At 36.2% G+C, this 25507-nt stretch carries 20 protein-coding genes and 1 tRNA gene; 12 read left to right on the plus strand and 9 right to left on the minus strand.

Annotated elements, in window-relative coordinates; all coding sequences use genetic code 11:
• The first annotated feature begins 26 nt into the window (after nucleotides 1-26).
• From LZQ00_RS07520 to LZQ00_RS07560, 9 genes are all read left to right on the plus strand, one after another.
• Nucleotides 27-719, plus strand: a complete 693-nt coding sequence (locus tag LZQ00_RS07520; RefSeq protein WP_234514214.1) for a YggS family pyridoxal phosphate-dependent enzyme — start codon at nucleotides 27-29, stop codon at nucleotides 717-719.
• On the plus strand, nucleotides 700-1164 hold the full coding sequence (locus LZQ00_RS07525; RefSeq protein WP_234514216.1) for a GNAT family N-acetyltransferase: 465 nt from the start codon (nucleotides 700-702) through the stop codon (nucleotides 1162-1164). The genes LZQ00_RS07520 and LZQ00_RS07525 overlap by 20 nt, the downstream gene beginning before the upstream one ends.
• A 110-nt stretch (nucleotides 1165-1274) precedes the next feature.
• A complete protein-coding gene (locus LZQ00_RS07530) occupies nucleotides 1275-1991 on the plus strand; it encodes a DUF3298 and DUF4163 domain-containing protein (RefSeq protein WP_234514225.1) in 717 nt (238 codons plus the stop codon).
• Between the two features lie 26 nt (nucleotides 1992-2017).
• Entirely contained in the window at nucleotides 2018-3280 is a 1263-nt protein-coding gene (locus LZQ00_RS07535) for an aspartate kinase (protein ID WP_234514234.1), read from the plus strand.
• The gene (locus LZQ00_RS07540; RefSeq protein WP_234514236.1) at nucleotides 3281-4462 is read left to right on the plus strand and encodes a class I SAM-dependent methyltransferase; all 1182 of its coding nucleotides are present in this window, start codon (nucleotides 3281-3283) and stop codon (nucleotides 4460-4462) included.
• 53 nt (nucleotides 4463-4515) lie between these two features.
• The gene (locus LZQ00_RS07545) at nucleotides 4516-5508 is read left to right on the plus strand and encodes an LLM class flavin-dependent oxidoreductase (protein ID WP_234514261.1); all 993 of its coding nucleotides are present in this window, start codon (nucleotides 4516-4518) and stop codon (nucleotides 5506-5508) included.
• Between the two features lie 60 nt (nucleotides 5509-5568).
• On the plus strand, nucleotides 5569-6387 hold the full coding sequence (locus tag LZQ00_RS07550) for an FG-GAP repeat protein (protein ID WP_234514263.1): 819 nt from the start codon (nucleotides 5569-5571) through the stop codon (nucleotides 6385-6387).
• A 116-nt stretch (nucleotides 6388-6503) separates the two neighbouring features.
• Nucleotides 6504-7046: a DUF1345 domain-containing protein gene (locus tag LZQ00_RS07555; RefSeq protein ID WP_234514798.1), complete on the plus strand. Its 543-nt coding sequence runs from the start codon at nucleotides 6504-6506 to the stop codon at nucleotides 7044-7046.
• Nucleotides 7047-7174: 128 nt separating this feature from the next.
• A complete protein-coding gene (locus LZQ00_RS07560; RefSeq protein WP_234514265.1) occupies nucleotides 7175-7573 on the plus strand; it encodes a hypothetical protein in 399 nt (132 codons plus the stop codon).
• A 68-nt stretch (nucleotides 7574-7641) separates the two neighbouring features.
• Here LZQ00_RS07560 and LZQ00_RS07565 read toward each other — a convergent pair whose 3' ends face one another.
• From LZQ00_RS07565 to LZQ00_RS07585, 5 genes are all read right to left on the minus strand, one after another.
• Entirely contained in the window at nucleotides 7642-8952 is a 1311-nt protein-coding gene (locus LZQ00_RS07565) for an ammonium transporter (protein WP_234514283.1), read from the minus strand.
• A gap of 208 nt (nucleotides 8953-9160) precedes the next feature.
• Nucleotides 9161-9478, minus strand: a complete 318-nt coding sequence (gene trxA / locus LZQ00_RS07570) for a thioredoxin (RefSeq protein WP_234514293.1) — start codon at nucleotides 9476-9478, stop codon at nucleotides 9161-9163.
• A gap of 113 nt (nucleotides 9479-9591) precedes the next feature.
• Nucleotides 9592-14016 carry a DNA polymerase III subunit alpha gene (gene dnaE / locus LZQ00_RS07575; RefSeq protein ID WP_234514295.1) on the minus strand — a complete coding sequence of 1475 codons (4425 nt, stop codon included), beginning with the start codon at nucleotides 14014-14016 and terminating at the stop codon, nucleotides 9592-9594.
• A gap of 356 nt (nucleotides 14017-14372) precedes the next feature.
• Nucleotides 14373-14894 carry an OmpA family protein gene (locus LZQ00_RS07580; protein ID WP_234514297.1) on the minus strand — a complete coding sequence of 174 codons (522 nt, stop codon included), beginning with the start codon at nucleotides 14892-14894 and terminating at the stop codon, nucleotides 14373-14375.
• Nucleotides 14895-15530: 636 nt separating this feature from the next.
• A complete protein-coding gene (locus tag LZQ00_RS07585) occupies nucleotides 15531-17705 on the minus strand; it encodes a glucoamylase family protein (RefSeq protein ID WP_234514299.1) in 2175 nt (724 codons plus the stop codon).
• Between the two features lie 159 nt (nucleotides 17706-17864).
• Between LZQ00_RS07585 and LZQ00_RS07590 the strand changes: the two genes are divergently transcribed.
• A complete protein-coding gene (locus tag LZQ00_RS07590) occupies nucleotides 17865-18818 on the plus strand; it encodes an acetyl-CoA carboxylase carboxyltransferase subunit alpha (protein WP_234514301.1) in 954 nt (317 codons plus the stop codon).
• A 197-nt stretch (nucleotides 18819-19015) separates the two neighbouring features.
• Nucleotides 19016-19088: transfer RNA gene (locus LZQ00_RS07595), tRNA-Lys, on the plus strand.
• Nucleotides 19089-20439: 1351 nt separating this feature from the next.
• Here the strand turns inward: LZQ00_RS07595 and LZQ00_RS07600 are convergent.
• From LZQ00_RS07600 to LZQ00_RS07615, 4 genes are all read right to left on the minus strand, one after another.
• Entirely contained in the window at nucleotides 20440-21303 is an 864-nt protein-coding gene (locus LZQ00_RS07600) for an AraC family transcriptional regulator (protein WP_234514303.1), read from the minus strand.
• A 158-nt stretch (nucleotides 21304-21461) separates the two neighbouring features.
• Nucleotides 21462-21944 carry a DUF4822 domain-containing protein gene (locus LZQ00_RS07605; protein ID WP_234514313.1) on the minus strand — a complete coding sequence of 161 codons (483 nt, stop codon included), beginning with the start codon at nucleotides 21942-21944 and terminating at the stop codon, nucleotides 21462-21464.
• An 86-nt stretch (nucleotides 21945-22030) separates the two neighbouring features.
• On the minus strand, nucleotides 22031-23242 hold the full coding sequence (locus LZQ00_RS07610) for an amidohydrolase (RefSeq protein ID WP_234514314.1): 1212 nt from the start codon (nucleotides 23240-23242) through the stop codon (nucleotides 22031-22033).
• 2 nt (nucleotides 23243-23244) lie between these two features.
• Nucleotides 23245-23913, minus strand: coding sequence for an ankyrin repeat domain-containing protein (locus tag LZQ00_RS07615; protein WP_234514316.1), 669 nt, complete (start codon nucleotides 23911-23913; stop codon nucleotides 23245-23247).
• A 202-nt stretch (nucleotides 23914-24115) separates the two neighbouring features.
• On the opposite strand from LZQ00_RS07615, the gene LZQ00_RS07620 reads away from it, so the two are divergent.
• Complete coding sequence (locus tag LZQ00_RS07620) at nucleotides 24116-25462, plus strand: amidohydrolase (RefSeq protein ID WP_234514318.1); 1347 nt, start codon at nucleotides 24116-24118, stop codon at nucleotides 25460-25462.
• Nucleotides 25463-25507: the final 45 nt, after the last annotated feature.

The following is a 25507-nucleotide window of genomic DNA, read 5'->3' on the forward strand; positions in this document are numbered from 1 at the left end:
TTTGAATTCTTAAATATACAATTATCATGAGTATTGCAAGTAATCTTGAAGCGATTAATTTAGAAGTTAAAGCCCTGGGCATTCAGCTAGTCGCCGTATCCAAAACAAAACCAAATGAAGATATCATGGAAGCCTATGAAGCTGGACAACGGGTTTTCGGTGAAAATATGGTTCAGGAACTTGTTGAGAAATACGAAGCTTTACCAAAAGACATTGAATGGCACCTGATTGGTCATCTTCAATCTAATAAAGTAAAATATATTGCCCCTTTTATCACATTGATCCATTCTGTTGATTCGTTGAAACTAGTAAAAGAAATCAATAAATATGCTGCCAAAAACGATCGTATTATCGATTGTTTACTTCAGGTTCATATTGCTGAAGAGGACACGAAGTTTGGCTTTGATCATGCAGAATTAGTTGAAATGTTACGTGATGAAGAATTCTTAACATTAAAAAATATTCGTATACGCGGGCTGATGGGAATTGCGTCCAACATTGAAAAAGAAAAGGAAATTAAGGAAGAATTTTATGAATTAAAATCTTTATATGATGGTATTAAAGCAAGTTTCTATCGCAAAGATGACCATTTTGACACGTTATCGATGGGTATGTCTTCGGATTATAAATTGGCGATAGAAAAGGGTTCCACGATGATCCGACTGGGAAGTACTATTTTTGGAAAACGTGTCATTAAACATGTTAAAAACAATGACTAAAGCAACGATTAGAAAGGCAGTTGAAGCGGATTGCTCAGCGATGCTAGAACTGATTCAGGAGTTAGCAGTTTTCGAAAATGCACCTGATGAAGTGACTGTCTCGATGGATGAATTCATATCTGCTGGTTTTGGAAAAAATCCTGTCTGGGGGGCTTTTGTTGCAGAATTTAATGGGAAAATTGTAGGAATTTCGTTATATTACCTTCGTTATTCCACCTGGAAAGGAAGAAGGCTTTATCTGGAGGATCTTATTGTGACAGAAAGTATGCGAGGTTACGGAATTGGTAAACAACTTTTCGAAGAAACGCTAAATTTTGGCAAATCACAAGGATATCATGGAATGGTTTGGCAGGTATTGGATTGGAATGAGCCTGCTATTCAGTTCTATAAAAAATATAAAGCCGACTTTGATGAAGAATGGATTAATGTATCAATCACCTATTAATTAAGAGAAAAGGACGGTTAAATTAAATGAGACTAAAGTACTATTTAAACCTTTGTATTATTTTATCTGCATGCATTGGCACTTCATGTACCAATGGAAACAAAGTAAAAATGCAAAAAGTGGTGAATGCGGACACGCTTCATTATGAAATGAAGGAGTTACATGAGTACAGTCGATTTTTTGTAAAAGAAGGTCAAAAAATAGATACCACCTATTTTAAAGCACAATATCCACAATTTAAAGACACTGTTATTAACAATTTACTCCAAACATCCATCAATTTAGAAGGTGATTCGCAAATGGTTACTTCTGCTAAGCGATTTGTAAATGCCTATGATGAATATGTGGAGGAAAACAATGGCAATTCCACAGCAACTTGGTTTCGAGATCTTCAAGCAAAAGTATATCAAAACACATCCAAATTCATCAGTATAGAAACTAGTCAAACTGAATATACTGGTGGTGCACATGGTGATCATTTTACATTATTTAGTCATTTTGACACCCATACAGATCAAAAAATAACATTAAATGATATTGTAAATAAGGAAAACCAGAAAGAATTGATTAAAATTGCAGAAAGATATTTTCGAAAATTGGAAAAATTATCAGATACTGAATCCTTAAATGACAAATTTTTCTTTGAAGCTGGTAATTTCACACTTGCCGACAATTTTGCTTTAAATAAAGATGGACTTCTATTTTATTATAATGTGTATGAAATAAAATCATATGCAGAAGGAAATACAGCTTTAAAAGTTCCGTATAAAGATATTAAGCATTTAATTTCAGCCAAAGGTCTTGAATATATCAATAGTATAAATTAGCAATCAACCTCAACGAAATTATATCGATGCAAGTTTTTAAATTTGGTGGCGCATCAGTCAAAAACGCTGAAAGTGTAATAAATTCAGCACAAATTATTTCTAAATATAAAGTTGATACCCTACTTGTCGTTGTATCAGCAATGGGTAAAACAACAAACTTATTAGAAGATGTCACAAAAGCATATTTTAATAGCACAGGAGAAGCGTTTGAAATCTTAGAAAAAGCAAAAGCGTTTCATTTCGATATTTTATCTCAATTATTTGAAGATGCTCATCATCCTATCTTTGATGAGATCGCCAATTGCTTTGTCGAAATAGAATGGATATTAGAAGAAGATCCTCAAGATTCATTTGATTATTTGTTTGATCAAATTGTTTCTACAGGTGAAATCGTTTCTTCTAAAATATTAGCCGCTTATTTAACCTATATTGGCGAAAAAGCCAAATGGGTAGATGCGCGTAACTATATCATGACGGATAATACCTATAGAGAAGCAAATGTAAATTGGGAAAAAACAGAAGAGATAATCCGCTCAGAGATCCCTCAGATATTAGACGAATATATTATCATCACACAAGGATTTATAGGTTCTACATCAGAAAATTTCACGACAACATTGGGACGTGAAGGTTCTGACTATTCTGCCGCTATTTTTGCTTCTTGTTTAAATGCAGAAAATGTAACCATTTGGAAAGATGTACCGGGTGTTTTGAATGCCGATCCGAAATGGTTCGAAAAGACTGAACTTATACCCGAACTATCATATACAGATGCTATTGAATTAACGTATTATGGAGCAACGGTTATTCATCCCAAAACGATTAAACCTCTTCAAAACAAAAAGATTCAACTCAATGTTCGTTCTTTTTTAAATCCAGAAGTTCCTGGAACTAAAATAAAGAGTACCAATGCTTCATTGCCGGTTCCATCCTTTATATTCAAAGTTAATCAAATATTGATTTCAATTTCACCACGTGACTTCTCTTTTATTGTGGAAGATAATTTAAGGGATATTTTCAATCTATTTCATCAATTCCGCATCAAGATTAACATGATGCATAATAGTGCGATCAACTTTTCTGTAGCAGTAGAGGATACGGGTAAAAATATTACCGATGTTTTAGAGGAATTGAAGAAAAAATTTAAAGTACATATTGAAACGGGTTTAGAATTGATTACCATCCGTTATTATAATCAAGAGACTATCAATAGAGTTTTAATCGATAAGGAAGTGATTAGCGAATTAAAAGACACTTATACTTGTCAATTACTCGTTAAAAAAATATAAATGAATACACGCATCCTTCAACAGGAGGTTCAAGATTTTATTAATCAACATTTAACAGAATCTTCCACTAAGATTGCTTTAAAAAAATCTCCTTTTGAAGGCGTTACTTCCTCAGAACTTGCTGCACAAATTGATGGCAAGCAGCGATGCTTAAAAAAATTACCGCTTTGGGCGCAAACAACAAAAATTTACTATCCTGATAAATTAAATCTGGAGCAATGTTCCTCAGAAAAAACTGCGCAATTTAAAGCATCTTTAATTCAAGAAAACACGATGTTAATGGATATTACAAGTGGTTTCGGTGTTGATGATTTTTACTTCTCTCAAAGAGCAAAAACAGTCATATCTTGTGAAATTAATGAATCCTTAGCAGCCATCTCGCAATACAATGCGAAACAATTGCAAGCAAATAATATAGAAGTAAAAGCTTTAAATGGCTTTGATTTTTTACATGATAATCAAGAACTTAAACTCGATTACATATATATAGACCCTTCTCGTCGAGTTGCTCAAAAAAAGGTTTTTCTTTTAAGCGATTGTGAACCTAATATCGTTCACTTACAAGAAGAATTTTTGGAAAGAGCAAATCATGTATTCATTAAAGTAGCTCCTCTCTTGGATATTTCTGCAGCATTAACAGAACTAAAGCATGTAAAGGAAATTTATGTCATCAGTATACAAAATGATTGTAAGGAGCTGTTATTTATTCAAGAAAAAGGTTATGTCTTAAAACCAACGATAACAGCTGTTCGCATTGTTGGCGATGTTATTCAGAAATTTCCTTTCAGTCAACAACAGGAAACCGAAACCGAAATTTCTCTTTCAACACCCCTACATTATCTTTATGAGCCAGATGTGTGCTTAACTAAGGCAGGCGCATTTAAGAGTATAGCAAAAGCGTTTGACCTCCAAAAACTTCACCAGCACACACATTTATATACTTCTGATGTTTATCATCCGAATTTCTTAGGTAAAGTTTACGAAGTTTCGAATATCATTCCTTTCTCCATTTTCAAAAAATCAAAAGAAAAAATAAAAACAAATGCTGTTGCGAAGAATTTTCCGTTGAAAACAGAAGAGATCAAAAAGAAATTTAAAATCATTGATGGAGGAGAATTACACAGCTTTTTCACAACTGGATCGACGGATGAACTCATTGTCATCCATGCCTCAAGAAAATAGTAAAGCGACATTCCTATTACATAGTTTTCTAAAATAAAACATACTTTAGAATTATGAGAAATATTGCTTTATCAGTTTTAGATCTTGCTCCCGTCAAAAAAGGTTGCAACACATTAGATGCTTACAACAGGACTATACAAATAGCTCAACATGCTGAAAACATTGGGTATAAAAGAATTTGGGTTGCCGAACACCATAATATGGAACATATCGCCAGTTCGGCAACTTCCCTTATCATCCAACATATTGCTGCCCACACAAAAAGTATCCGAGTCGGTTCGGGAGGTATTATGCTTCCGAATCACTCTCCTTTAGTAATTGCTGAACAATTCGGAACATTGGAGACATTATTTCCAAACCGTATAGACTTAGGCCTAGGAAGAGCACCTGGCACAGATCAAGAAACAGCTATGGCTCTACGCCGCAATAATTTCAATACGGCTTATCAGTTTCCTCAAGACGTTGCTGCATTACAGCGCTATTTTGATGAACAAAACTGCGATTCTAAGGTAAGAGCTTTTCCTGCTGAAGGTTTAAACGTTCCTTTATATATTTTAGGTTCAAGTACCGATAGTGCTTATTTGGCGGCCAGCTTAGGTCTTCCCTATGCTTTTGCGGCTCATTTTGCGCCTGCTCAACTGGCGCAAGCGAGTGCGATATATCATCAAAATTTCAAGCCTTCAAACGCATTATCAGCACCTTATTTTATTGTTTGTGTCAATGTCATTATCGCAAATACAACCGAAGAAGCGGAGTTTTTATCATCAAGCTTAAAAAATTTGTTTGCAGGAATTTTAACAAACACAAGAGCACCATTATCTCTCCCAACTGCAGAAGTAATTTACAAGGGTATACCAAGTATTGAACAAGCGGCTGATAACATGTTATCCTGTAGTTTCATTGGAGACAAACAAACAGTAAAGAATCAATTAGAACCTTTTATTGACGAACGACAAATCGATGAGCTTATGGTCATATCCTATATTTATGATGATCAAAAGTGTCTTAAATCATTTACATTATTAAAAGAAGCATTGACAGATTAAAAAGAATGCTAATATCGTGCATTATAATTTCTATATTTAATTTAAATAATATAATACCCGATGAAATATTTAAGTCTAATAACAATAATTTTAGCTGTAACTTTTCAGTCTTGTCAACCTAATAGTCAAGTTAAAAAATCAAACCATGTTGACACTGTTACCCTAAAAGATGCGGATACGTTAAACGATACTGTTTCAACGAATAGCTCAAATATAAAACGTCCAACCGTTCCATCTATCTTTATGATTGATACGTACCGTATTTATGAAGAATCTGAAGATCCAAGTACAATATTAAATGAAAATTGGCTAGATCTGTATGAGGAAAATGGTCAATATTACTTAGCAAAAGTTGATTATAAGATTGAAGATGGTTATAGTGAATGTGCTGGAGTTCCCACAAAATCAGTACTATCTAAAAGAAATTCCATCCTATTCTTAAACTTTCCCTTTCTAAAGGTTGGAAAAATAGAAAATTTAAAAATTATTCAGGGTGAAATATGGCCGAATGATAATGTTCTTTACACGTTCAATAATCAACAATATCAGTTAAAAGGTTATGGAAAGATTAATTCAACATCAGTTCAGACTAATGAAAAAGGTCACGAAGAAGTATTTCATGATGTTGAAAATTATAAATTAACCTATTCTTTAAATAGAGGTAAAGAAATAAATATGCTACAAGTAGATAGTTTTAATGATACTTTTATAAAAACACTATTTGTTGGGGATATTGATCGTGATGGTAAACTTGATTTCATCATCTCCAATCCCACCAATTATGAAGAAAATGGTATCTTATTGATATTATCATCACAGATAAAAGACAACAATATTGAAAAAAGCAGCTTCCAACAGAGTGTGCAATTTGACTGTTAACCATGCATATAAAAAAAGTCATACAAGATTTCAATCCGATTCAAAAAAGCCTGATCTCTCTATTCATTAGTATAGTGATGGCCGCAATGTGCTATCACTGCGACATTAATTTACTCATGACCACGCTGCTTTTTTGGATTACGTTTTGCCTCAGCTATATCCTACTATCCTGGTATATCTTTTATCATATGCCCGTGGCACTTATTGTCAAAAAAGCAGCATCAGAAGATGGAAGCCGATTATTTGTCTCTATTTTTATTCTACTAGCCAGCTTTACTTGCTTATTTGCTGTTCTACTAATTATTATAGCAGATTCATCCACCAATATGCCAAAAAGCTTGAGCGTTGGCATATGTGTTCTGAGTATCATCAGCTCCTGGTTTCTTGTTCACACCACTTATGTCTTCCATTACGCACATCTATATTATGCAGATGGTGTTGATGGGAAAGGATTGGATTTCCCTGGAAACGAAAAACCAGATTATGTCGATTTTGCCTACTTCTCATTTGTTTTAGGTTGTACTTTTCAAGTTTCCGATATTGAGGTTTCATCCAGAAAAATTAGAAGAGTTGTTTTATTTCATGGACTCCTTTCCTTTGCCTTGAATACATTTGTAGTTGCCTTAAGTATCAATATTATTTCTGGATTGATTCATTAGCATTTATTGAAATATTGATAAATACTTGATTATAAGCACATCAAATACTTAAGTACCTAATTGGCCTGTTTTTTGTAACTCCCCCGTTACAAGTTTAAATTAAATCACAAATATTAAAGATGTTAGTTATGACAAAAATCATGAAATTAGGGAAATTGTTTGGATTGATGGCGATTTTCTTCACTGTATTAACAACCTTTTCAGCATGTAGCAAAGATGATGATCCTGCGGATAATGATTTTTTTATTGGGAATTATAAAGGTTCTGTCGGTTACAGAGACGGGTCAACAACAATTAACGAAAATTCAGATGGAACTGTCGAAGTTGTTAAAGTAGGAAACAGTTACAATTTTATCTTCAATAAAAGCATTCCAAAATTAACAGGAGTGAAATTTGAGAAAAAAGGAGATCATGTTCTTGTTAATGCAGATGAAACGTCCACCAATTATATTAGAATTGACAATAATTCGTTAACGATATTATATGTAAAAGATAATAAAACTTGGACGGCAAATTGTACCCGTTAAATCAAAAAAGCTCACGCCATCGGGAGATGGCGCGAGCTCATAATCTAGGGAATTTGAAAGGGAAATCTTTATAACTTCTCCGCATGTTGCGAAATATCCATACCTATCAACTCCTCTTCTTCAGAAGCCCGAAGAGGTGAAATAAGATCTGTTACTTTCAACAATAGGAAGGAAACAATCAAAATATAAGCAGCTGAAGCAAACAACCCAAGCATGTGCGCTTGAAACAAAGCTGTTTCTCCATAAAAAAGGCCATTATCCTTAACAGCGGGATTTATCTGTTTATGTGCAAACACACCTGTCAAAATCATTCCTACGATCCCACCAACACCATGACAAGGAAAAACATCTAAGGTATCATCAACTTTAGATCTCGTTCTCCAATCTACTACAAGACGACTGATAATAGCTGCAACGGCACCTATAACTAAAGAGTGAGCAACCGTCACAAAACCTGCAGCAGGTGTAATAGCAACTAAGCCAACAACCAAACCTATACAAGTACCCATTGCCGATGGCTTGGCACCTCGAAGCGCATCAAAGAATATCCATGTTAATGCTGCTGCTGCAGAAGCGGTCATTGTCGTTGATAAAGCTGTAGATGCCAGGCTAGATGCCGAAAATGCTGATCCTGCATTGAAGCCAAACCATCCAAACCAAAGCATACCCGTTCCTAATAATACGTAGGTAACACGAGCAGGTGTATGATGACCAGTCTCTTTTCCTTGTTTAAGGTATATAGCAGAGGCTAACGCTGTAAGACCTGCTGACATATGAACAACAGTACCTCCAGCAAAATCCAATACACCCATTTTAAATAATACACCATCAGGATGCCAGGTCGCATGTGCTAGCGGTGCATATATAAAAACAAAAAATAAACAAATGAATAAAATATAAGATGTGAAACGTATCCGTTCAGCAAATGCACCTGTAATTAACGCTGGAGTAATAATAGCAAACTTCAATTGAAACATAGCAAATAAAGCAAAAGGAATAGTAGGTGCTCCTACCCAAGGTTTTCCATCAATGACACCATTAAACATAAAATAGGTTAAGGGGTTACCGATAATCCCCCCTACAGTATCTCCAAATACCAAACTAAAACCAAAGACTACCCAAATAACACTAACGATCGCCATGCAGATGAAACTTTGCAGCATTGTCGAGATAACATTCTTTTTTCTGACCATTCCTCCATAAAAATATGCTAATCCTGGAGTCATAATTAATACTAATGCTGTTGAAGTTAACATCCATGCAATATCTGCTGCATTATATACAAAATGATGATTATTTTTAGGCAAAGAGGGCAAAAACAAAGCTAACAGTACAATTATTAGCATAAAATAAAACGGAACAGCAGATTTTTTAATCATTTTTAATAATTACTTTTATTTTTTATCAAAATAAACGAAAAAATATATAAAAAACAATATTTATTTAAAATAATAAACCAAAAAATACATTTTTTATAAAAAAACAGATTAAAATAACCTTTAAACCAGATAAAATAAAATATATAGACACAAAAAAAAGGTGAATTTTATAAAATCCACCTTTTTAAATACAATTTTATTAGAAAAACTACAATTGTTTCTCTAATTTTTCATTTAATACTGATTTTGGAACAGCACCGATTTGTTTATCTACAATTTCTCCATTTTTGAAGAATAACAATGCTGGAATATTACGAATTCCAAAACGAACAGATATTTCAGGGTTTTCATCCACGTTTACTTTCCCAATTACTGCCTTATCGCCATAATCTTTAGCCAATTCTTCAACAATTGGACCAACCATACGGCATGGACCACACCATTCTGCCCAAAAATCAACCAAAACGGGTTTATCTGCTTTTAATACAAGTTCTTCGAAGTTGCTATCTGTAATTTCTAAAGCCATATTCTTATTTTTTTTAACCGAAGTTATATGATTAAATATTATTTACTCTTTATATAACAACAAATATAATAAAGATGTCCGTAATATAAGTGTAATAATTAAAGAGTAAAAGTCTAGTTTAATCTGTAATTTACGCCCTCAAACCTTTCTATTGCATCTAAAAACTCGTTTGTTAGGTGAATGCGCGTTTGCTTTGCAGGCATTTCAACTGAAATTTCATCTTGTGGATCCCAAATTTTGAAACGCAGTTGACAATTAGGCACTACACCTTCGATCAGATTATCGTCCAACACTTGTTTCATCTCTTCCAAAAAAGTATTATTTAAGGCGGGCAACGAAATATTAATGGTGAAAATCTTTGCCATTTTTTCTCGTAAATCGGATAGTAATTGGATTCCCTTAATTTCAAAGCCCCAATTTCCTACCTGTTTAAATCTTTCTTGTACCAGGCCACGAATTTGAACAAAATAACCTTCCTCCAAGTATCCCTTAAATTTGACATAATCTTCACCGAAAACCATGATCTCGTAAGAATCAGAATAATCTTCAATTATGAATGATCCAAATGGTTTACCCGATTTGGCTATACGATGATTTGCTACAGCAATTATACCACCAACCACCACTTCCTTATTTTTTATTCGATTAAAGTCCAATAGCACTTCTTCCTCTACTTCAGAAGCTTTTACTTTATTTATGAGCTGCAAGTCACTCACTTTATTCTGGCAAAAGTGTTTGATCTCAAACTTATAATTATCTAAAGGATGACTTGTAAGATAGATACCTATTACTTCTTTCTCATATTTTAATTTTTCGATTAATCCCCAAGGTGAGCAGGAAGTTAAAACAGGTTCAGGAAGTTCTGCAATTCCCTCTCCTCCGAATAAACTCGCTTGTGCTGAGTTTTCATTCTCTTTAAATCTTTGTGCAAATTTAATCGCTTTCTCCAATCCTGTTGAAGTATCATCTGCATGAAAATATTGGGCACGATGCGTATTTTGAAACCCATCAAATCCACCAGCATAAGCTAGACTCTCGAATGCCTTTTTGTTGGCTGCTCGTAAATCAATACGTTTTGCCAAGTCAAAGACGGATTTGTAAGGACCTGTAGCACGCGTCTGTACAATAGTATCTACCGCTCCTGCCCCCACACCTTTTACAGCACCCATGCCAAATCGAATCGCTCCACGATCATTCACCGTAAATTTATAGTGTGACTCATTCACATCTGGCGCTAATACTTCCAGCCCCATGCGCTTGCACTCTTCCATGAAGAAGGTTACCTGCTTAATATCATTCATATTGTTAGACAGTACTGCCGCCATATATTCCGCTGGAAAATGAGCCTTCAGGTAAGCTGTTTGATAGGCTATCCACGCATAACAAGTTGAGTGCGACTTGTTAAAAGCATAACTTGCAAAAGCTTCCCAATCCGTCCATATTTTTTCTAATACTTTTGCATTATGCCCCTTTTCTTCCGCTTGCTTAACAAACTTTGGCTTCATTTTATCCAATACAGCCTTTTGCTTTTTACCCATAGCCTTACGCAGTACATCGGCATCACCTTTTGAAAATCCTGCCAATTTCTGAGAAAGAAGCATAACCTGCTCCTGGTAAACAGTAATACCATAGGTTTCTTTGAGGTATTCTTCACAAGCATCGAGGTCATACAGAATTGGTTCCGTACCATGCTTCCGTTTAATAAAGCTTGGAATATACTCCATCGGGCCAGGTCGGTATAAAGCATTCATCGCAATTAAATCGGCAAAAACTGTCGGTTTCAAATCCTTCATATGCTTTTGCATACCAGGCGACTCATATTGAAATACCCCTACAGTCTCTCCTCTTTGAAATAACTCGTAAGTCAACAGGTCATCAATCGGAAACTCATCAGGATCCAACTCCAATCCATTGCTTAACTTGACGTTTTCAACAGTATCTTTAATCAGCGTCAATGTTTTCAACCCTAAGAAGTCCATCTTCAGCAAACCTGCAGATTCTACTACGGAGTTATCGAATTGTGTCACATAAAGATCTGAATCTTTGGCAAGAGAAACCGGAACGAAATTCGTAATATCATCAGGTGTAATAATTACCCCACAGGCGTGAATACCTGTATTACGCATGGAGCCTTCAAGCACCCGAGCCTGTTTGATGGTTTCAGCCTCTAACCCTGCTCCTTCAGCAATTGAAATTAATCGATTAACAGCTTCCAATTCATCTCCACGTAAGACTTCTTTCAAAGCCTTTTCATCCATATTGAAAATCTTGGACAACTTTAAATTAGGAATCAGTTTAGCGATATCATTGGCATCCTGCAAAGGCAAGTCCAATACACGAGCGGTATCTTTAATAGATGATTTTGCAGCCATTGTACCATATGTAATGATTTGGGCTACCTGAGAGGCGCCATATTTATCAATTACATATTGCATCACACGACCACGACCTTCATCGTCAAAATCAATATCAATATCTGGCATGGACACACGATCGGGATTTAAAAAACGCTCAAATAGTAGATCGTATTTAATCGGATCTAGATTCGTGATTCCTAGACAATAGGCTACTGCAGAACCTGCAGCAGAACCACGTCCAGGACCAACCGAAACACCCATTTTTCGAGCTTCTGCAATAAAATCTTGTACAATCAAGAAATATCCAGGATATCCTGTTTTTTCAATTGTCGTTAATTCGAAGTCCAGGCGCTCCATAATATCATCTGTCAACCCCTCTTTATAACGTCGCTTGGCCCCTTCTATAGTAAGGTGTCTTAAGTATTTATTCTCCCCTCTCTTGCCTTGATCTTCCTGATCTTCAGCAACCTGAAATTCATCAGGAATATCAAATGCTGGTAATAAGACATCTCGATACAACGTAAAAATTTCGATTTTATCGACTATCTCCTGTATATTGATAATCGCATCTGGAATATCCTTAAACATTTTCTTCATCTCTTCTGCAGATTTGAAGTAATATTCCTGATTAGGTAAACCAAAACGAAAGCCACGTCCCCGCCCTTTCGGGGTACTTAGTTTTTCTCCATCTTTTACACAAAGTAAAATATCATGTGCATGCGCATCCGCTTTATTAATGTAGTATGTATTATTTGTTGCAATTAATTTGACATCGTGCTTTCGAGCTAAACTGACCAATGTACTGTTGACACGGTCTTCATCTTCCTGACCATGACGCATAATTTCCATATAAAAATCATCTGCAAATTGCTCTTTCCACCACAATAAAGCTTCTTCTGCTTGATTTTCACCAATATTTAATATTTTATTTGGAACTTCTCCTTGTAGATTCCCTGATAATACAATTAAATCTTCTTTATATTTTTCTACAACTTTTCGATCGATACGTGGCACATAATAGAAGCCTTCCGTATAGGCAACAGAAGCCATTTTTGCCAAATTATGGTAACCATTTTTATTCTTAGCAAGAAAAACGATCTGGTAACCATTATCCTTTCTGGATTTGTCAAAATGATCATCACAAACAAAAAATTCACAGCCGACAACCGGTTTGATTATTTTTTCTGTAGGACTCTCCCCTGCAGCTTCTAACTCTTCATTTTTAGCTTTCGCCGCTTTATTATAATCACCAACTTTTGACACAAAATGAAAGGCTCCCATCATATTCCCATGATCTGTTAATGCAACAGCTGGCATTCGATGTTTTGCCGCGGTATCCACTAAACTAGCAATTGATATCGTGGATTGTAGCACTGAGAATTGAGAATGGTTATGTAAATGAGCAAATACAGCATTCTCAAAGTCATTTAATACTTCATGATCAATAATAACTCCTGCATCTCCAGTAGGTTTACTTCGTTGACGAATCTCATCTGAAGCGGCCTTTAAATTAATATGCTTTAATCCTGCAGTAGCAATTTCAGTTGGATTGTGCTCTTTGAAATTGACGAAATATCCTGTATCTGTTTGTAATTGTTGAGGAGTAAAAACCTCTCTTCTAACCAATTCTAAGAAACAACGTGTTGTTGCTTCCACATCGGCTGTTGCATTATGTGCCTCTGCAAATGGTACTCCAAAAAGATAAGAGTGAAGCTCCGTTAGATTAGGTAATTTAAATCGTCCTCCACGACCACCAGGCAATCGCAATAATTCAGCTGTAACCTCTGTACAGGTATCCAATATAGGCATTGCACTCATAGGAGAGTCGACGGCATATCGATAAAACTCACAGCCCATGATGTTTAAGTCAAACCCGATATTTTGGCCTACCACAAATTTAGCTTTTGCTAAAGCTTCGTTAAATTTGATTAATACCTCTTGAATAGGAACTCCTTGCTCTTGAGCCAATTCGGTAGATATACCATGGATTTTTTCCGAATCGTAAGGAATATTATAACCATCTGGTCTTATTAAATAATCCTCATGCTCAAGCATGTTACCCATTTCATCATGTAACTGCCAAGCTATTTGAATACATCTGGGCCAATTATCTGTATCTGTAATCGGCGCATCCCAACGTTTTGGTAATCCTGTTGTTTCCGTATCAAATATAATGTACATACTTCTTCCTTTATCTTTTTCTAAACAGCTAATTTTGAGCAATTAAACTCTCATAAAATATTCTTTAATTGAACATCTTACAAGTCTACTAATTTACAAAATTATTCATCACAAAAATGGAGAAATAAGTAATTTTACAAAGAAACATGAACTGTTTCCGTACACATAGCAACAGCAAAAAATAATTTCCATAGGCCCTGTGATCTATCCGTTCAAATACCTTGTTTCGGAAAGTCCAGATCTTTCATATAGTCATTATTCCAGCTAGTAAATATGTTGATAATCGTAATCATAAAAATACCCCCAAAAAGCATTTAACTTTTGGGGGTCTATAGTATCAAAGTCCTTTTAAAACTCTATTTTGAATTTAAAATAATCACTTCTACTCGTCTATTTTTTTGACGGCCTTCAGGTGTCTTATTATTTGCTACAGGTTTTGTTTGTCCAATACCTTTTGCTAAAATTCTAGCATCATCAATACCAGCATCGGTCAAAAACTTCTTTACTGAGTTTGCTCTCTTCTCCGCTAACCATTGGTTATAGACTTCAGTACCTGTTGCATCCGTATGTCCGTCAACACGAATCTTCTTTTTATTTTCTTTCAAAAGTTTTGCTACTTTACTTAATTCCAATTTCGCTTTATCTGATAAATAGGAAGAATTTGTAGGAAACAATAAATCAGATGAAATTGTAAATTTAATGCCTTCGTCTGTACGTGTGGCATTCTCGAAATCTCGTTTAACATCTTTCAAACCATCATCTGTTCCATCAACACTTACTACAGCTCCCGGGTTAACGATAACAGCCTGTTGCTTGCATGAGAACAACGAAAACGAACAAATTAAAGCAATGGTTATAATATTTAAATTTTTAATCATCGATTGTTTAGATTTTTATGAAAACAAAAAAGTATCCGTAAAGATATAAAAAAAAGTGAAGTCTTGAAAAGTCACCAACTCATTCCTATCACTAAAAATAATAACATATACCTATTAACCCGTTGGACTAACAGGGAATAATCATATCTTCCGCTCACTCCATAACATCTTCCTGACCACAAACTGTTCTACTATCCATCGCAGGCAATGATGGGGATTAACTGGAGACCAAATTAGGACCAATTCCTACCTGTGAGCACAGTGAGAGCACGGTGCGTGCACCGTGAGTCCACCTTTTACTGTACTCACACGGCGTTCACACCCTACTGGCAAGGTACTCACAGTCCAGAGTTGGTCTCAATTTGGTTTTAATTTGATCCCTGGGACACCTATAACCGTTTGTCGAGGTTTAGATGTTCATCCAGAACACTTCCTCTATGCTCAAATAAAAGCGAAATCAGCCGAAAAGGTGGAAAATCGATACTATTATAATAACCTGTTGGGTGTAATGATTTGAAGTAAAAATGAATGACCCCGAAGCAGAGCAATCGGGGTATTATTTGAATAAACAATATTAAAATTAAACAATTTAATTACACCCAACGGGTATAGCTATTATTCTGTGGGCACAGATAGTTACTTTTCCTTATAGATTTTCTTTAGTGTTGCATTTATCTCAGGTATTTTATTATACAACTTCCAAATCAGACCTGATTTCGCATTTTCCATCATGATGGCCATTGTAGCTTGATTTTTAGCCATAAATCCATCTGATACATCATTATTTTTCAAATCAATCCAAGATCTAAAACCATATTGGGTAAACAGTACATTTGCATACTGATCATAAAACTTACGCAACGACTTCTGCCCTATCTCTTTTTCGAAGGCTATCGAAGAAATAGAAATTGCTGGATTTATGAGATAGTGCTCTAAGCTATCTGTAGGATTTTGTACACCCCAAACGTCTGTAAAGCTGGAACCCAAATTGAGTTCATTATCTCTTCTTTTATAAGCTAAAATATAGTTACTCACCAATTCACCATAATCAATATGTCCGTCATACTTTCCATGTGGGTCGAAAGTAAGGAATGGTCTATAAAATTCAATCATCGATGTATTCAAGTCTCCAATTTCAATCTTTTTTCCAAAAAGAATTTGATTTTTAAAAATTAAACTATCTACAGAAGGATTTAAATCTGTCTTAGTCAAATTCGATGACTTCAAAGCAGAATCCATTATCTTTCCTTTATCTAAAGATAATAAAGGTTTGGCAACGGTATCTAGTACAGCACTTTTCCTTGCATATCCATTCATATAACTTGTCTCTTTTAATGGGAAAGTCGGAGAAGACATTGCTAATAAATAGATCGGAAGACTCTCATTTAATCCACTTAGAATTTTAGACTGATCTGTACTATCAACAGCAGACCAGCTATCAATTAAAGCATCAGGATTTGTTTTAGAACTATATTCTGACCAATCGATACGCTTCCACAATGCTGTAATTTGTTCTCTTAACTCTTTTTCATCAGACTCTTCTTTAGAGAAATATTCACGTGCTACTAACATCGCTTCTACTAATGTTGCTGTTGCTTTGACATCATACATGGGTACATTATTTCTATAAAATGGAACGCCATCTCGACCATCATAAAACGATGAAAAGACACCATCATGATGTTGTGCCTTACTCAAGAACTTGACCATTCTGTTTAATCGTGTCAGAGCTGCCTGTCTTGAAATAAGTTCATTTTCAACGCCTATTAATAAAGAAAGAATTGCATAACCTGATTCTTCAATCGAAACAATAGCTCTTTTGTTGGCTTTATTTGGTAAAAAAAGTCCACTATTGATGTCATAGTTCTCAATAAAGTAATTAACATTAGCATTTTTGACCAAATCCGTTAACTCTTCATCACTCGCTCTCTTCGTTTTGATTTCTCTTACTGCAGAAAAAGGTGACTCCAAATAATCATAATCAACCCAGGCAATTTTGTAATAATAGGTTTTATTAAACTCATCAACCAGATCATAACATTTTTGCATAAATACAGGACGAATACCTATGGGTTTAAAATCTATATTATCAGTCGATCTATAAATCTTAATATAACGAATACTAGGTGTCAGTGGCAATTGCCATTGTAATTCTACTTGTTTATCGATGCTTGCTATTTTAGATAAAATAGCTGCAGACGATAATTTTACGCGAGATGGGTTTTTAGGTAAAAATTCTATTTGATCAATAAATATTTGATGGGTCTGCTCATCTGAAGCATTTTGATGAAATATAATTTCAGAGATGGACTCTCCCATTTTTAAATTAGCAAATTTAGAAAGTGGAATCTCAACATTTAGCCATGTATCATAATCAAAATCATCAATAAACGGTGCCAAATCCAACATACTTGTTTGAGATGAACCTTGACTCAGTTGAATATTAGGCAGCGTTTTTAATGTTGTATAGGTCGATTGCACATAAATTTTTATGGTCAATACATCACTGTTTACCGTCTGATAATCAATTTTATGATGATCATTTAACAAAGTAACTTTCCAAGTTCCATCTTTTGAAGAAAAATAGCGTAGAGAAAGTGAATTTCCAGGAGTAAAAAACAAAGAATCTGTAACTGGTAAATTTTTCTTGACATTCTGAACCCAGCTATTACCCATATACTCTACTTTACTCTTGGCATAATTACCTGGTAATAGGCTATTTTCGAACACAACCTCAGGGTAAGTTTGTGCATATAAGCTTGTTGTAGAATAAAAGGTTAACCCTATAATGAATAGTAAATATCTCAGCATACATATAAATTGACAGTGAAGGCTAAACAAAAACTAAGCCATCCCTAGTTAATAGAAAGACAAATGTAATAAAGGATTTGCAATGTAAATGTCATACCAATTTTAATTTCGAAAAAAATGCACTAAATTAGCCATCTGATTTTTTCATAAAAACTTGATATGAAAACAACATTTGAATTTGAAAAGCCAATTGCGGATTTGCAATTGCAAATAGAGAAAGTGGAACAAGTGGCTCAAAAAACGAAAGTTGATATGAGTGCTACTGTGTTAGAGCTACAACAAAAATTAGCAAACGCTGAAAAAGAGATATATGGTAATTTGTCTGGTTGGGAGAATGTGCAGATGTCACGTCATCCTGAAAGACCACAAACATTGGATTATATTCAGATGATTTGTGAAGACTTTATTGAATTACACGGTGATCGTACTGTAAGAGACGATAAAGCAATTATCGGAGGATTTGCCTCTATTGGAGGTCAATCAGTGATGATTATAGGTCATCAGAAAGGAAAAAACACAAAGGAGCGTCAATACCGTAATTTTGGTATGGCAAATCCAGAAGGTTACCGCAAGGCACTTCGTCTGATGAAAATGGCCGAAAAATTTAATAAGCCTGTTATTACATTAATTGATACAATGGGCGCTTATCCAGGTTTAGAAGCTGAAGAAAGAGGACAAGGTGAGGCCATTGCACGTAACTTATTAGAAATGTCTGTTTTAAAAGTACCTATTATATGTGTTGTGATTGGTGAAGGGGCGTCAGGTGGTGCACTTGGGATTGGTATAGGTGATCGCGTTTATATGATGGAGCATACTTGGTATTCTGTTATTTCTCCAGAGTCTTGTTCTTCTATCTTATGGAGAAGTTGGGATCATAAAGAAAAGGCAGCAGAGGCTTTAAAACTAACTTCTAAAGACATGTTTGAAAATGGTCTTATTGATGGTATTATTGCTGAACCGTTAGGTGGGGCACATCAAAATCCAGAATTAGCGGCAGAATTTCTAAAAACAAAATTAGTGGAAGATTTAGCGATGTTAATTGCTAAAGATAAAGATACATTAGTTGATGAACGCATAGAAAAATTTAGCAACATGGGTGTTGTTGTAGAATAATCATCATTTTCATCTAAAAAGTAAGAAGAGGAAGTTTTTAAGCTTCCTCTTTTTTTTGGATACCCCCTATCCGCTTGATGAAAAATAATCTTTTAAAAAAGAATAAGTTACAGCATACCTTTAAAAAAGTCTCAAATTTATTTGTGCTGTAAAGTAGATTTTTCTACCTTTGCAGCACTTCAAACAACAGGAAATAAGATTCCGTAGCTCAGCTGGTAGAGCAATACACTTTTAATGTATGGGTCCTGGGTTCGAATCCCAGCGGGATCACAAAAAAGCTTCACAGAAATGTGAGGCTTTTTTCGTGTCTGCTGGATTCGAACAGAAGCGTCGGGATGGGTTCGATCTATAGGAGGCTCAGGATAAGTGTTTGGGGATTGGGGGACTGAGCCAATCCCAGCGGGATCACAAAAAAGCTTCACAGAAATGTGAGGCTTTTTTCGTGTCTGCTGGATTCGAACAGAAGCGTCGGGATGGGTTCGATCTATAGGAGGCTCAGGATAAGTGTTTGGGGATTGGGGGACTGAGCCAATCCCAGCGGGATCACAAAAAAGCTTCACAGAAATGTGAGGCTTTTTTCGTGTCTGCTGGATTCGAACAGAAGCGTCGGGATGGGTTCGATCTATAGGAGGCTCAGGATAAGTGTTTGGGGATTGGGGGACTGAGCCAATCCCAGCGGGATCACAAAAAAGCTTCACAGAAATGTGAGGCTTTTTTCGTGTCTGCTGGATTCGAACAGAAGCGTCGGGATGGGTTCGATCTATAGGAGGCTCAGGATAAGTGTTTGGGGATTGGGGGACTGAGCCAATCCCAGCGGGATCACAAAAAAGCTTCACAGAAATGTGAGGCTTTTTTCGTGTCTGCTGGATTCGAACAGAAGCGTCGGGATGGGTTCGATCTATAGGAGGCTCAGGATAAGTGTTTGGGGATTGGGGGACTGAGCCAATCCCAGCGGGATCACAAAAAAAGCTTCACAGAAATGTGAAGCTTTTTTCGTGTCTGCTGGATTCGAACAAAAGCGTTAGGATGGGTTCGATCTATGGAGGCTCAGGTAAGTGTTTGGGGATTGAGCGACTGAGCCAATCCCAGCGGGATCACCAAAGAAAAGCTAATCGCAAGATTAGCTTTTCTTGTTTAAGACAATTCGGATTCGAACAGAAGCGTCGGGATGGGTTCGATCTATACGAGGCTCAGGTAAGTGTTTGGGGATTGAGCGACTGAGCCAATCCCAGCGGGATCACCAAAGAAAAGCTAATCGCAAGATTAGCTTTTCTTGTTTAAGACAATTCGGATTCGAACAGAAGCGTCGGGATGGGTTCGATCTATACGAGGCTCAGGTAAGTGTTTGGGGATTGGGATTGAGCAGTGGTGGGTTTATCCATTTTTAGAGAAGGTATATTCGTTTGATTTTGAATGTCTTTTACTTGATTTAACCGCCTCAAATCTTTTTGTGTTTTAGTGAAAACCTCAAAAAATTCGCAAAATTTAGGTGAGCGATTAAGTGAGTAGTTTTTTTACTTCTTGGAAATCATCGTCTGCCATTTCTCCATCAGCATTCTTTAAAAGTGCATTTTGATAGCGTTTTTCAAATTTCGTGTGATATAACCATTAGATAAATCGGCTAAATGGATTGATCCCTAAATTCTGTGGGAGTGATCTTTGTCTGACTTTTAAAAAAGTTAGAAAAATAAGCGTGATCCACAAAGCCGAGTTCAAATGCAATTTCTTTAATCGAGAGATCCGTTGATTGGAGCATGCGCTTGGCTTCCAGCAATACACGCTGCTGGATCAGCTGTGTGGCGGATACATTCAGATTTTTTCTGCAGAGGATATTAAGATAATTGGCAGATATGTTGAGCTTGGAGGCATAGAAGGTAACAAGCTTTTCTTCTTTAAAAAATCGGTCTATCAACATATTGAATTTTGCAAGCCTTGGGTTAGATTGGAACACTTTAGCATCAGTGAAGATATCCTCGGCTGCCTTGCTTACGATTGCTGCGATGACCGCAGCCCGTGCACTGATAATGTCCTGAAGTGAATGTTCAGCTTCCAACTCGTCTTTGACTGCATCAAATTCGTATTTGAGCAAATTGAAATCATTACCAGTTAGCGGAATTACCGGATGGTTTATATAATTCGTAAACGAGAAACGAAAATAAGGAGCAAAACGTTCAAAGAAAACTTTATCAATCATCAACTGATATCCAGTTGTATCAGTCTCTATATCCCATTTATGCACTTGATCGGGAAACAATACATGTACCTGTTTGTTTCCTATGGTATAATCCTGAAAGTCTATATTGTGTACACCTTTGGCATTGTCAAATAATACAATAATGAAAAAGTCATGTTTGTGTGGTTTATCAATGTGTCTTTCCCCATGAAGTTCATTATAAAGCAACTCTTTTCTTCCGGCTGTTTGCCCTTTTCGGAACTCCTGAATACCAACAACTGGTACATATATTTTCTCAGTATTTGCGCTCATAGTCTAAAGCATCTTTTCTTACATTTTTTCGATCATCTGGAAATTTACGAAAACCATGAATTAACGAGCTATTTCAACCCGTTAATTCATATCCAGATTTCGATATCACCAATTGACATTGGTACTCTCGACTATAATACAACCTGTATGATTCTGATTTACTTTGGTTCTTTATGTGTAGTCGGTGTATGAATAATATCGAAATATACAGTTTTATCGTCGTTATTTGGATATATCCTATAAGTAAATTCGCTTTTTGTTAGTACTGTGATATCTACTACGCGCGTAAACAATGTTGCGCCTGCATCATTTTTAGCAACAATGGTACGTGTTTTCCCATCTGCAGAAACAGTCCAGTCACCATGCATTTTTGGAGAATCATCCAAATTGAACATAGTAAATGTATCATCAGCTTTGAAGTATGCAAAGCCGACAAAATTAGATACGTTGGCATCTGTTAATGCAACTTTATTACCGGCATTGTCTTTTGCATTCGTTGTTTCCCAGGCTGTACTTGCCAGAGTTTCGCTTGGAGACAGTTCTTTCTCGGGCGCGGTATTGCTATCTTTTTTACAGCTAAAAATCAGGGTGGCACATAAGGCTACCAAAAGTGTTAATGTGATTTGTTTTAATGCTTTCATCTTATTTAATATTTGCTTCGGCAAAGTTCGTCCATTAAATAGAGGTTTCTTTGCTCTTTTCATCCTGTTACTTGAAGAATTTATAACTAAAGCACAACCTCTCCTTTGTGGATAAGCGATTTTACAGGAGAAATGCGGGATACTGCTTCTGCCGAACAACTTGCATCTAAAAACACCATGTCTGCACGATCCCCCGCCTTTGGCCATTGCTGGTTTCCGTTATCATCCAAAGGCAATTTATAGCGAGTAGCAAAAGCCAGTGTTCTTGATAGTTGCCATTCGGTTCCATAACCGTAGAGCTCGCTGATAAGGTTCGCTTTTTGAAGCATATTACCCGAGCCGAAAGTATTCCAATGATCCTGAATGTTATCGTTCCCTACCAAAACTTCCACACCATGTTTTCTAAGGATAGGAATAGGCATTATAATATCTCCAAAAGGTACAGAAGAAACAATACCTACACCTGCATGGGCAAGCCTTTCTGCTATTTTTTCGGCATCGGTATTACTAAGACGGCTGAGCGCAAACGCGTGGCTTATGAAAGCTTTTCCACGTAGCTGCGGATTTTCCAGCGCTCTGTCGATTAGAAATTCTATCGTTTTAATACCACTTTCTCCCATTTCGTGCAAGTGAACATCGACACCTTTGTTGTTGTCAACAGCCAGTTGTACGATTTGTCCCATTGCCTTTTCGATACTGCCATCTAACGAATAAGGATCTACCCCTCCGATAAAACTAACCGCATCCATTTTTGCTACATCTTTTAAAAGCGGAAGCGTATCTGTATAAAATAAGCCGTGCTGCGGAAAAGCTACTAATTCAGCATCTACAGTTGCCTTTTTGTTCTGCAATGCTTTTTCCAGATGTTTCAATGATTCCAGACCAGAGGTTGGGTCAACATTGAAATGTGAACGGATAAAATCGGTACCATAGGCCTGTAAAAAATTTATCATTTTTTCAGTTCTTTCAACAGAAGTTTTCAGCCATTCGGGTATCATTTTCTGTTCATAAGCAATCACGTCCTTAACCGTTTTCCTTTTCGCAGATACGGCTTGCCAAGGCAAGCCGAACAACATTTTGTCCAGATGGGCGTGCATGTCCTTGAAGGCCGGCAACATGAGACTTCCTTTCATATCAATTGCAGAAGCATTAGTATCGTTGGGTTTGATACTTTTGATTTTACCGCTTTCTATTTCTACACAAAACAAATCTGTTTTGGTTTTTACGACTTCATCACCATCGAATTCAAAGCCCGTTTCGAGCAATACATTCTTTAAAATATAGGTTTTGTTTTCCATTTTTACTTAGATAAGATTTTTACGATTTCATTAAAGCCACGATTTTTTGCATGTTGTATTGGTGTAATGCCATCGTGATCCGGAATCTGAAGGTTTGCCCCTCCATCCTTAAGTATCTGCACGATTCCCTGGTATTTTTTGGTACCGTTACCCAATACAATTGCCTCCATCAAAGCCGTCCATCCCAAGCGGTTTACATGGTCTATCGGATAGCCTTTTGTATTGACTAAAAGCCTTACGGTTTCTACGTGTCCTCGTTCGCAAGCCGGAATCAATGCGCTACCATTGTAGCGATTAAACAGATCAAAACGAGCACCATGCGCCAGGAATAGTCTGACCAGTTCGGTTTGTCCGCTCGCCCCGGCATACAGAAATGGGCTATCCTGGTTATTGGTCTGCATGTTCACATCAGCCCCTTTTTCTACAAGAAGTTTTGCCATTGTATCTTGCTTATTAATGGTTGCCAACAAGAGCAGATTTCGATTATTCTTATCCTGCGTATTGACATCTGCACCGTTTCTGAGTGCTTTTTTTACTCCCTCAATATCGTTGCTGTTAACCAGTTTGATGATATTTTGCTGTTGCATAACTTTTTCTTTTGCTGCCGGAAGGTCCTTTGCCCCACAAGTGGTAAATACACCTATTGATAATAAAAACAATAATATTTTCATGTCCATTATTTATTGTTGAAAGATTGTTGCAACAAAGTTCGGTTTGTTTTTTCTCATAACTTTGCAAAATACATCGCAATGCTTGAAATATTTATACATACTTCTTTCTATGATTTTGTGATAAATGTTTCAAGTGATGGAATGAATCCTACACCTCATAAAGCAAAATATCAGGTAAATTTGTATTATATATTTTCAAGCTATGAAGAAATCAGAGATATCACGTAAGGATTTTTTGAAGAATACTGGACTCACAGTTTTGGGCATGGCTATCATCCCAGGATTGTTAAGCGCTAAAGGTATTTTATCACAAGGAAGTAATGAAAGTGCTTCAAATTTCGCAAAAGGCACATTTACATTAAAGAATGTTCTTTTGGAAACGGGATTTGAGTATGACGGTGATGAGGTTATCCATACCAAAACGGGATTATTTTGCGTAACGATCAGCGACGGCAAGATTAAGAGCGTAACGGCCAATAAACCTAATGATTCTAAAGCGATTGATGCTAAGAGTTTGTTAATGTTACCCGCTTTTAGAGATATGCACATTCATTTGGACAAGACCTATTATGGTGGTCCATGGCAAGCAATACGCAGAAGATCGGGTGGTGTAAAAGGTATGATTGAACTAGAAAAGCAAATCATTCCCGGATTGTTGAAAAATTCTGTTGACCATGCAGAGAAGCTTATCGAACTGCTACAATCAAGAGGTACTTCCTATGCAAGAAGTCATGTGAATATCGAACCCACATCAAAATTGCAATCACTTAAAAACTTGCAGGTAGCATTAGAAAATAAAAAGAAAGGTTTTGGTGCCGAACTCGTAGCCTTTCCCCAACATGGTGTGTTTTATACCGATTCAGTTCCGTACCTGAAAGAAGCGGCAAAGATGGATGTTGATTTTATCGGAGGCGTTGATCCTTATACCGTTGATGGCGCCATTGAAAAGACAATGGATTTTACGGTTCAACTGGCAGTCGATAACAACAAAGGTATCGATATACATTTGCACGAAACAGGCGAGAGCGGACTAAAAACCGTAGAATATCTAATCAAAAAGGTAAATGAAAATCCCGTTTTGAAAAATAAAACTTTTCTAAGTCATTGTTTTGTTTTGGGAAAATTAGATCCTCCAAAACAGGAAGAAATCGCAGAGCAGTTGGGTGCAGCAGGTATTGGAATTGCCTCTACAATTCCTTTTGGCAAATTGATTATGCCGATTCCAACTTTATATAAATACAATGTAAACGTTCTTACCGGTAATGATTGCATCATAGATCATTGGAATACATGGGGAAGCGGAAGTGTACTTCAGAAAACGAATGTGATGGCTCAGTTATATGGCTATGCAACGGAGTTTTTGTTGTCCAGAAGTTTAAAATTGGCAACCGGAAATATTTTGCCATTGGATGATAAAGGTGTACAGCAGTGGCCCAAAGCTGGTGATGTTGCAAATCTGGCATTCCTTGATGCAAGCTGCTCGGCAGAGGCAGTTTCTCGCATTTCTCCAGTAAAATCTCTTATTCACGAAGGTAATATTGTGTATTAAAGGTCAACAAATACACAAACATCTAAGGGTACTACATGATCTAAA

Origin of the sequence: Sphingobacterium sp. SRCM116780 (assembly GCF_021442025.1) — a bacterium.
Taxonomy (GTDB): Bacteria; Bacteroidota; Bacteroidia; order Sphingobacteriales; family Sphingobacteriaceae; genus Sphingobacterium.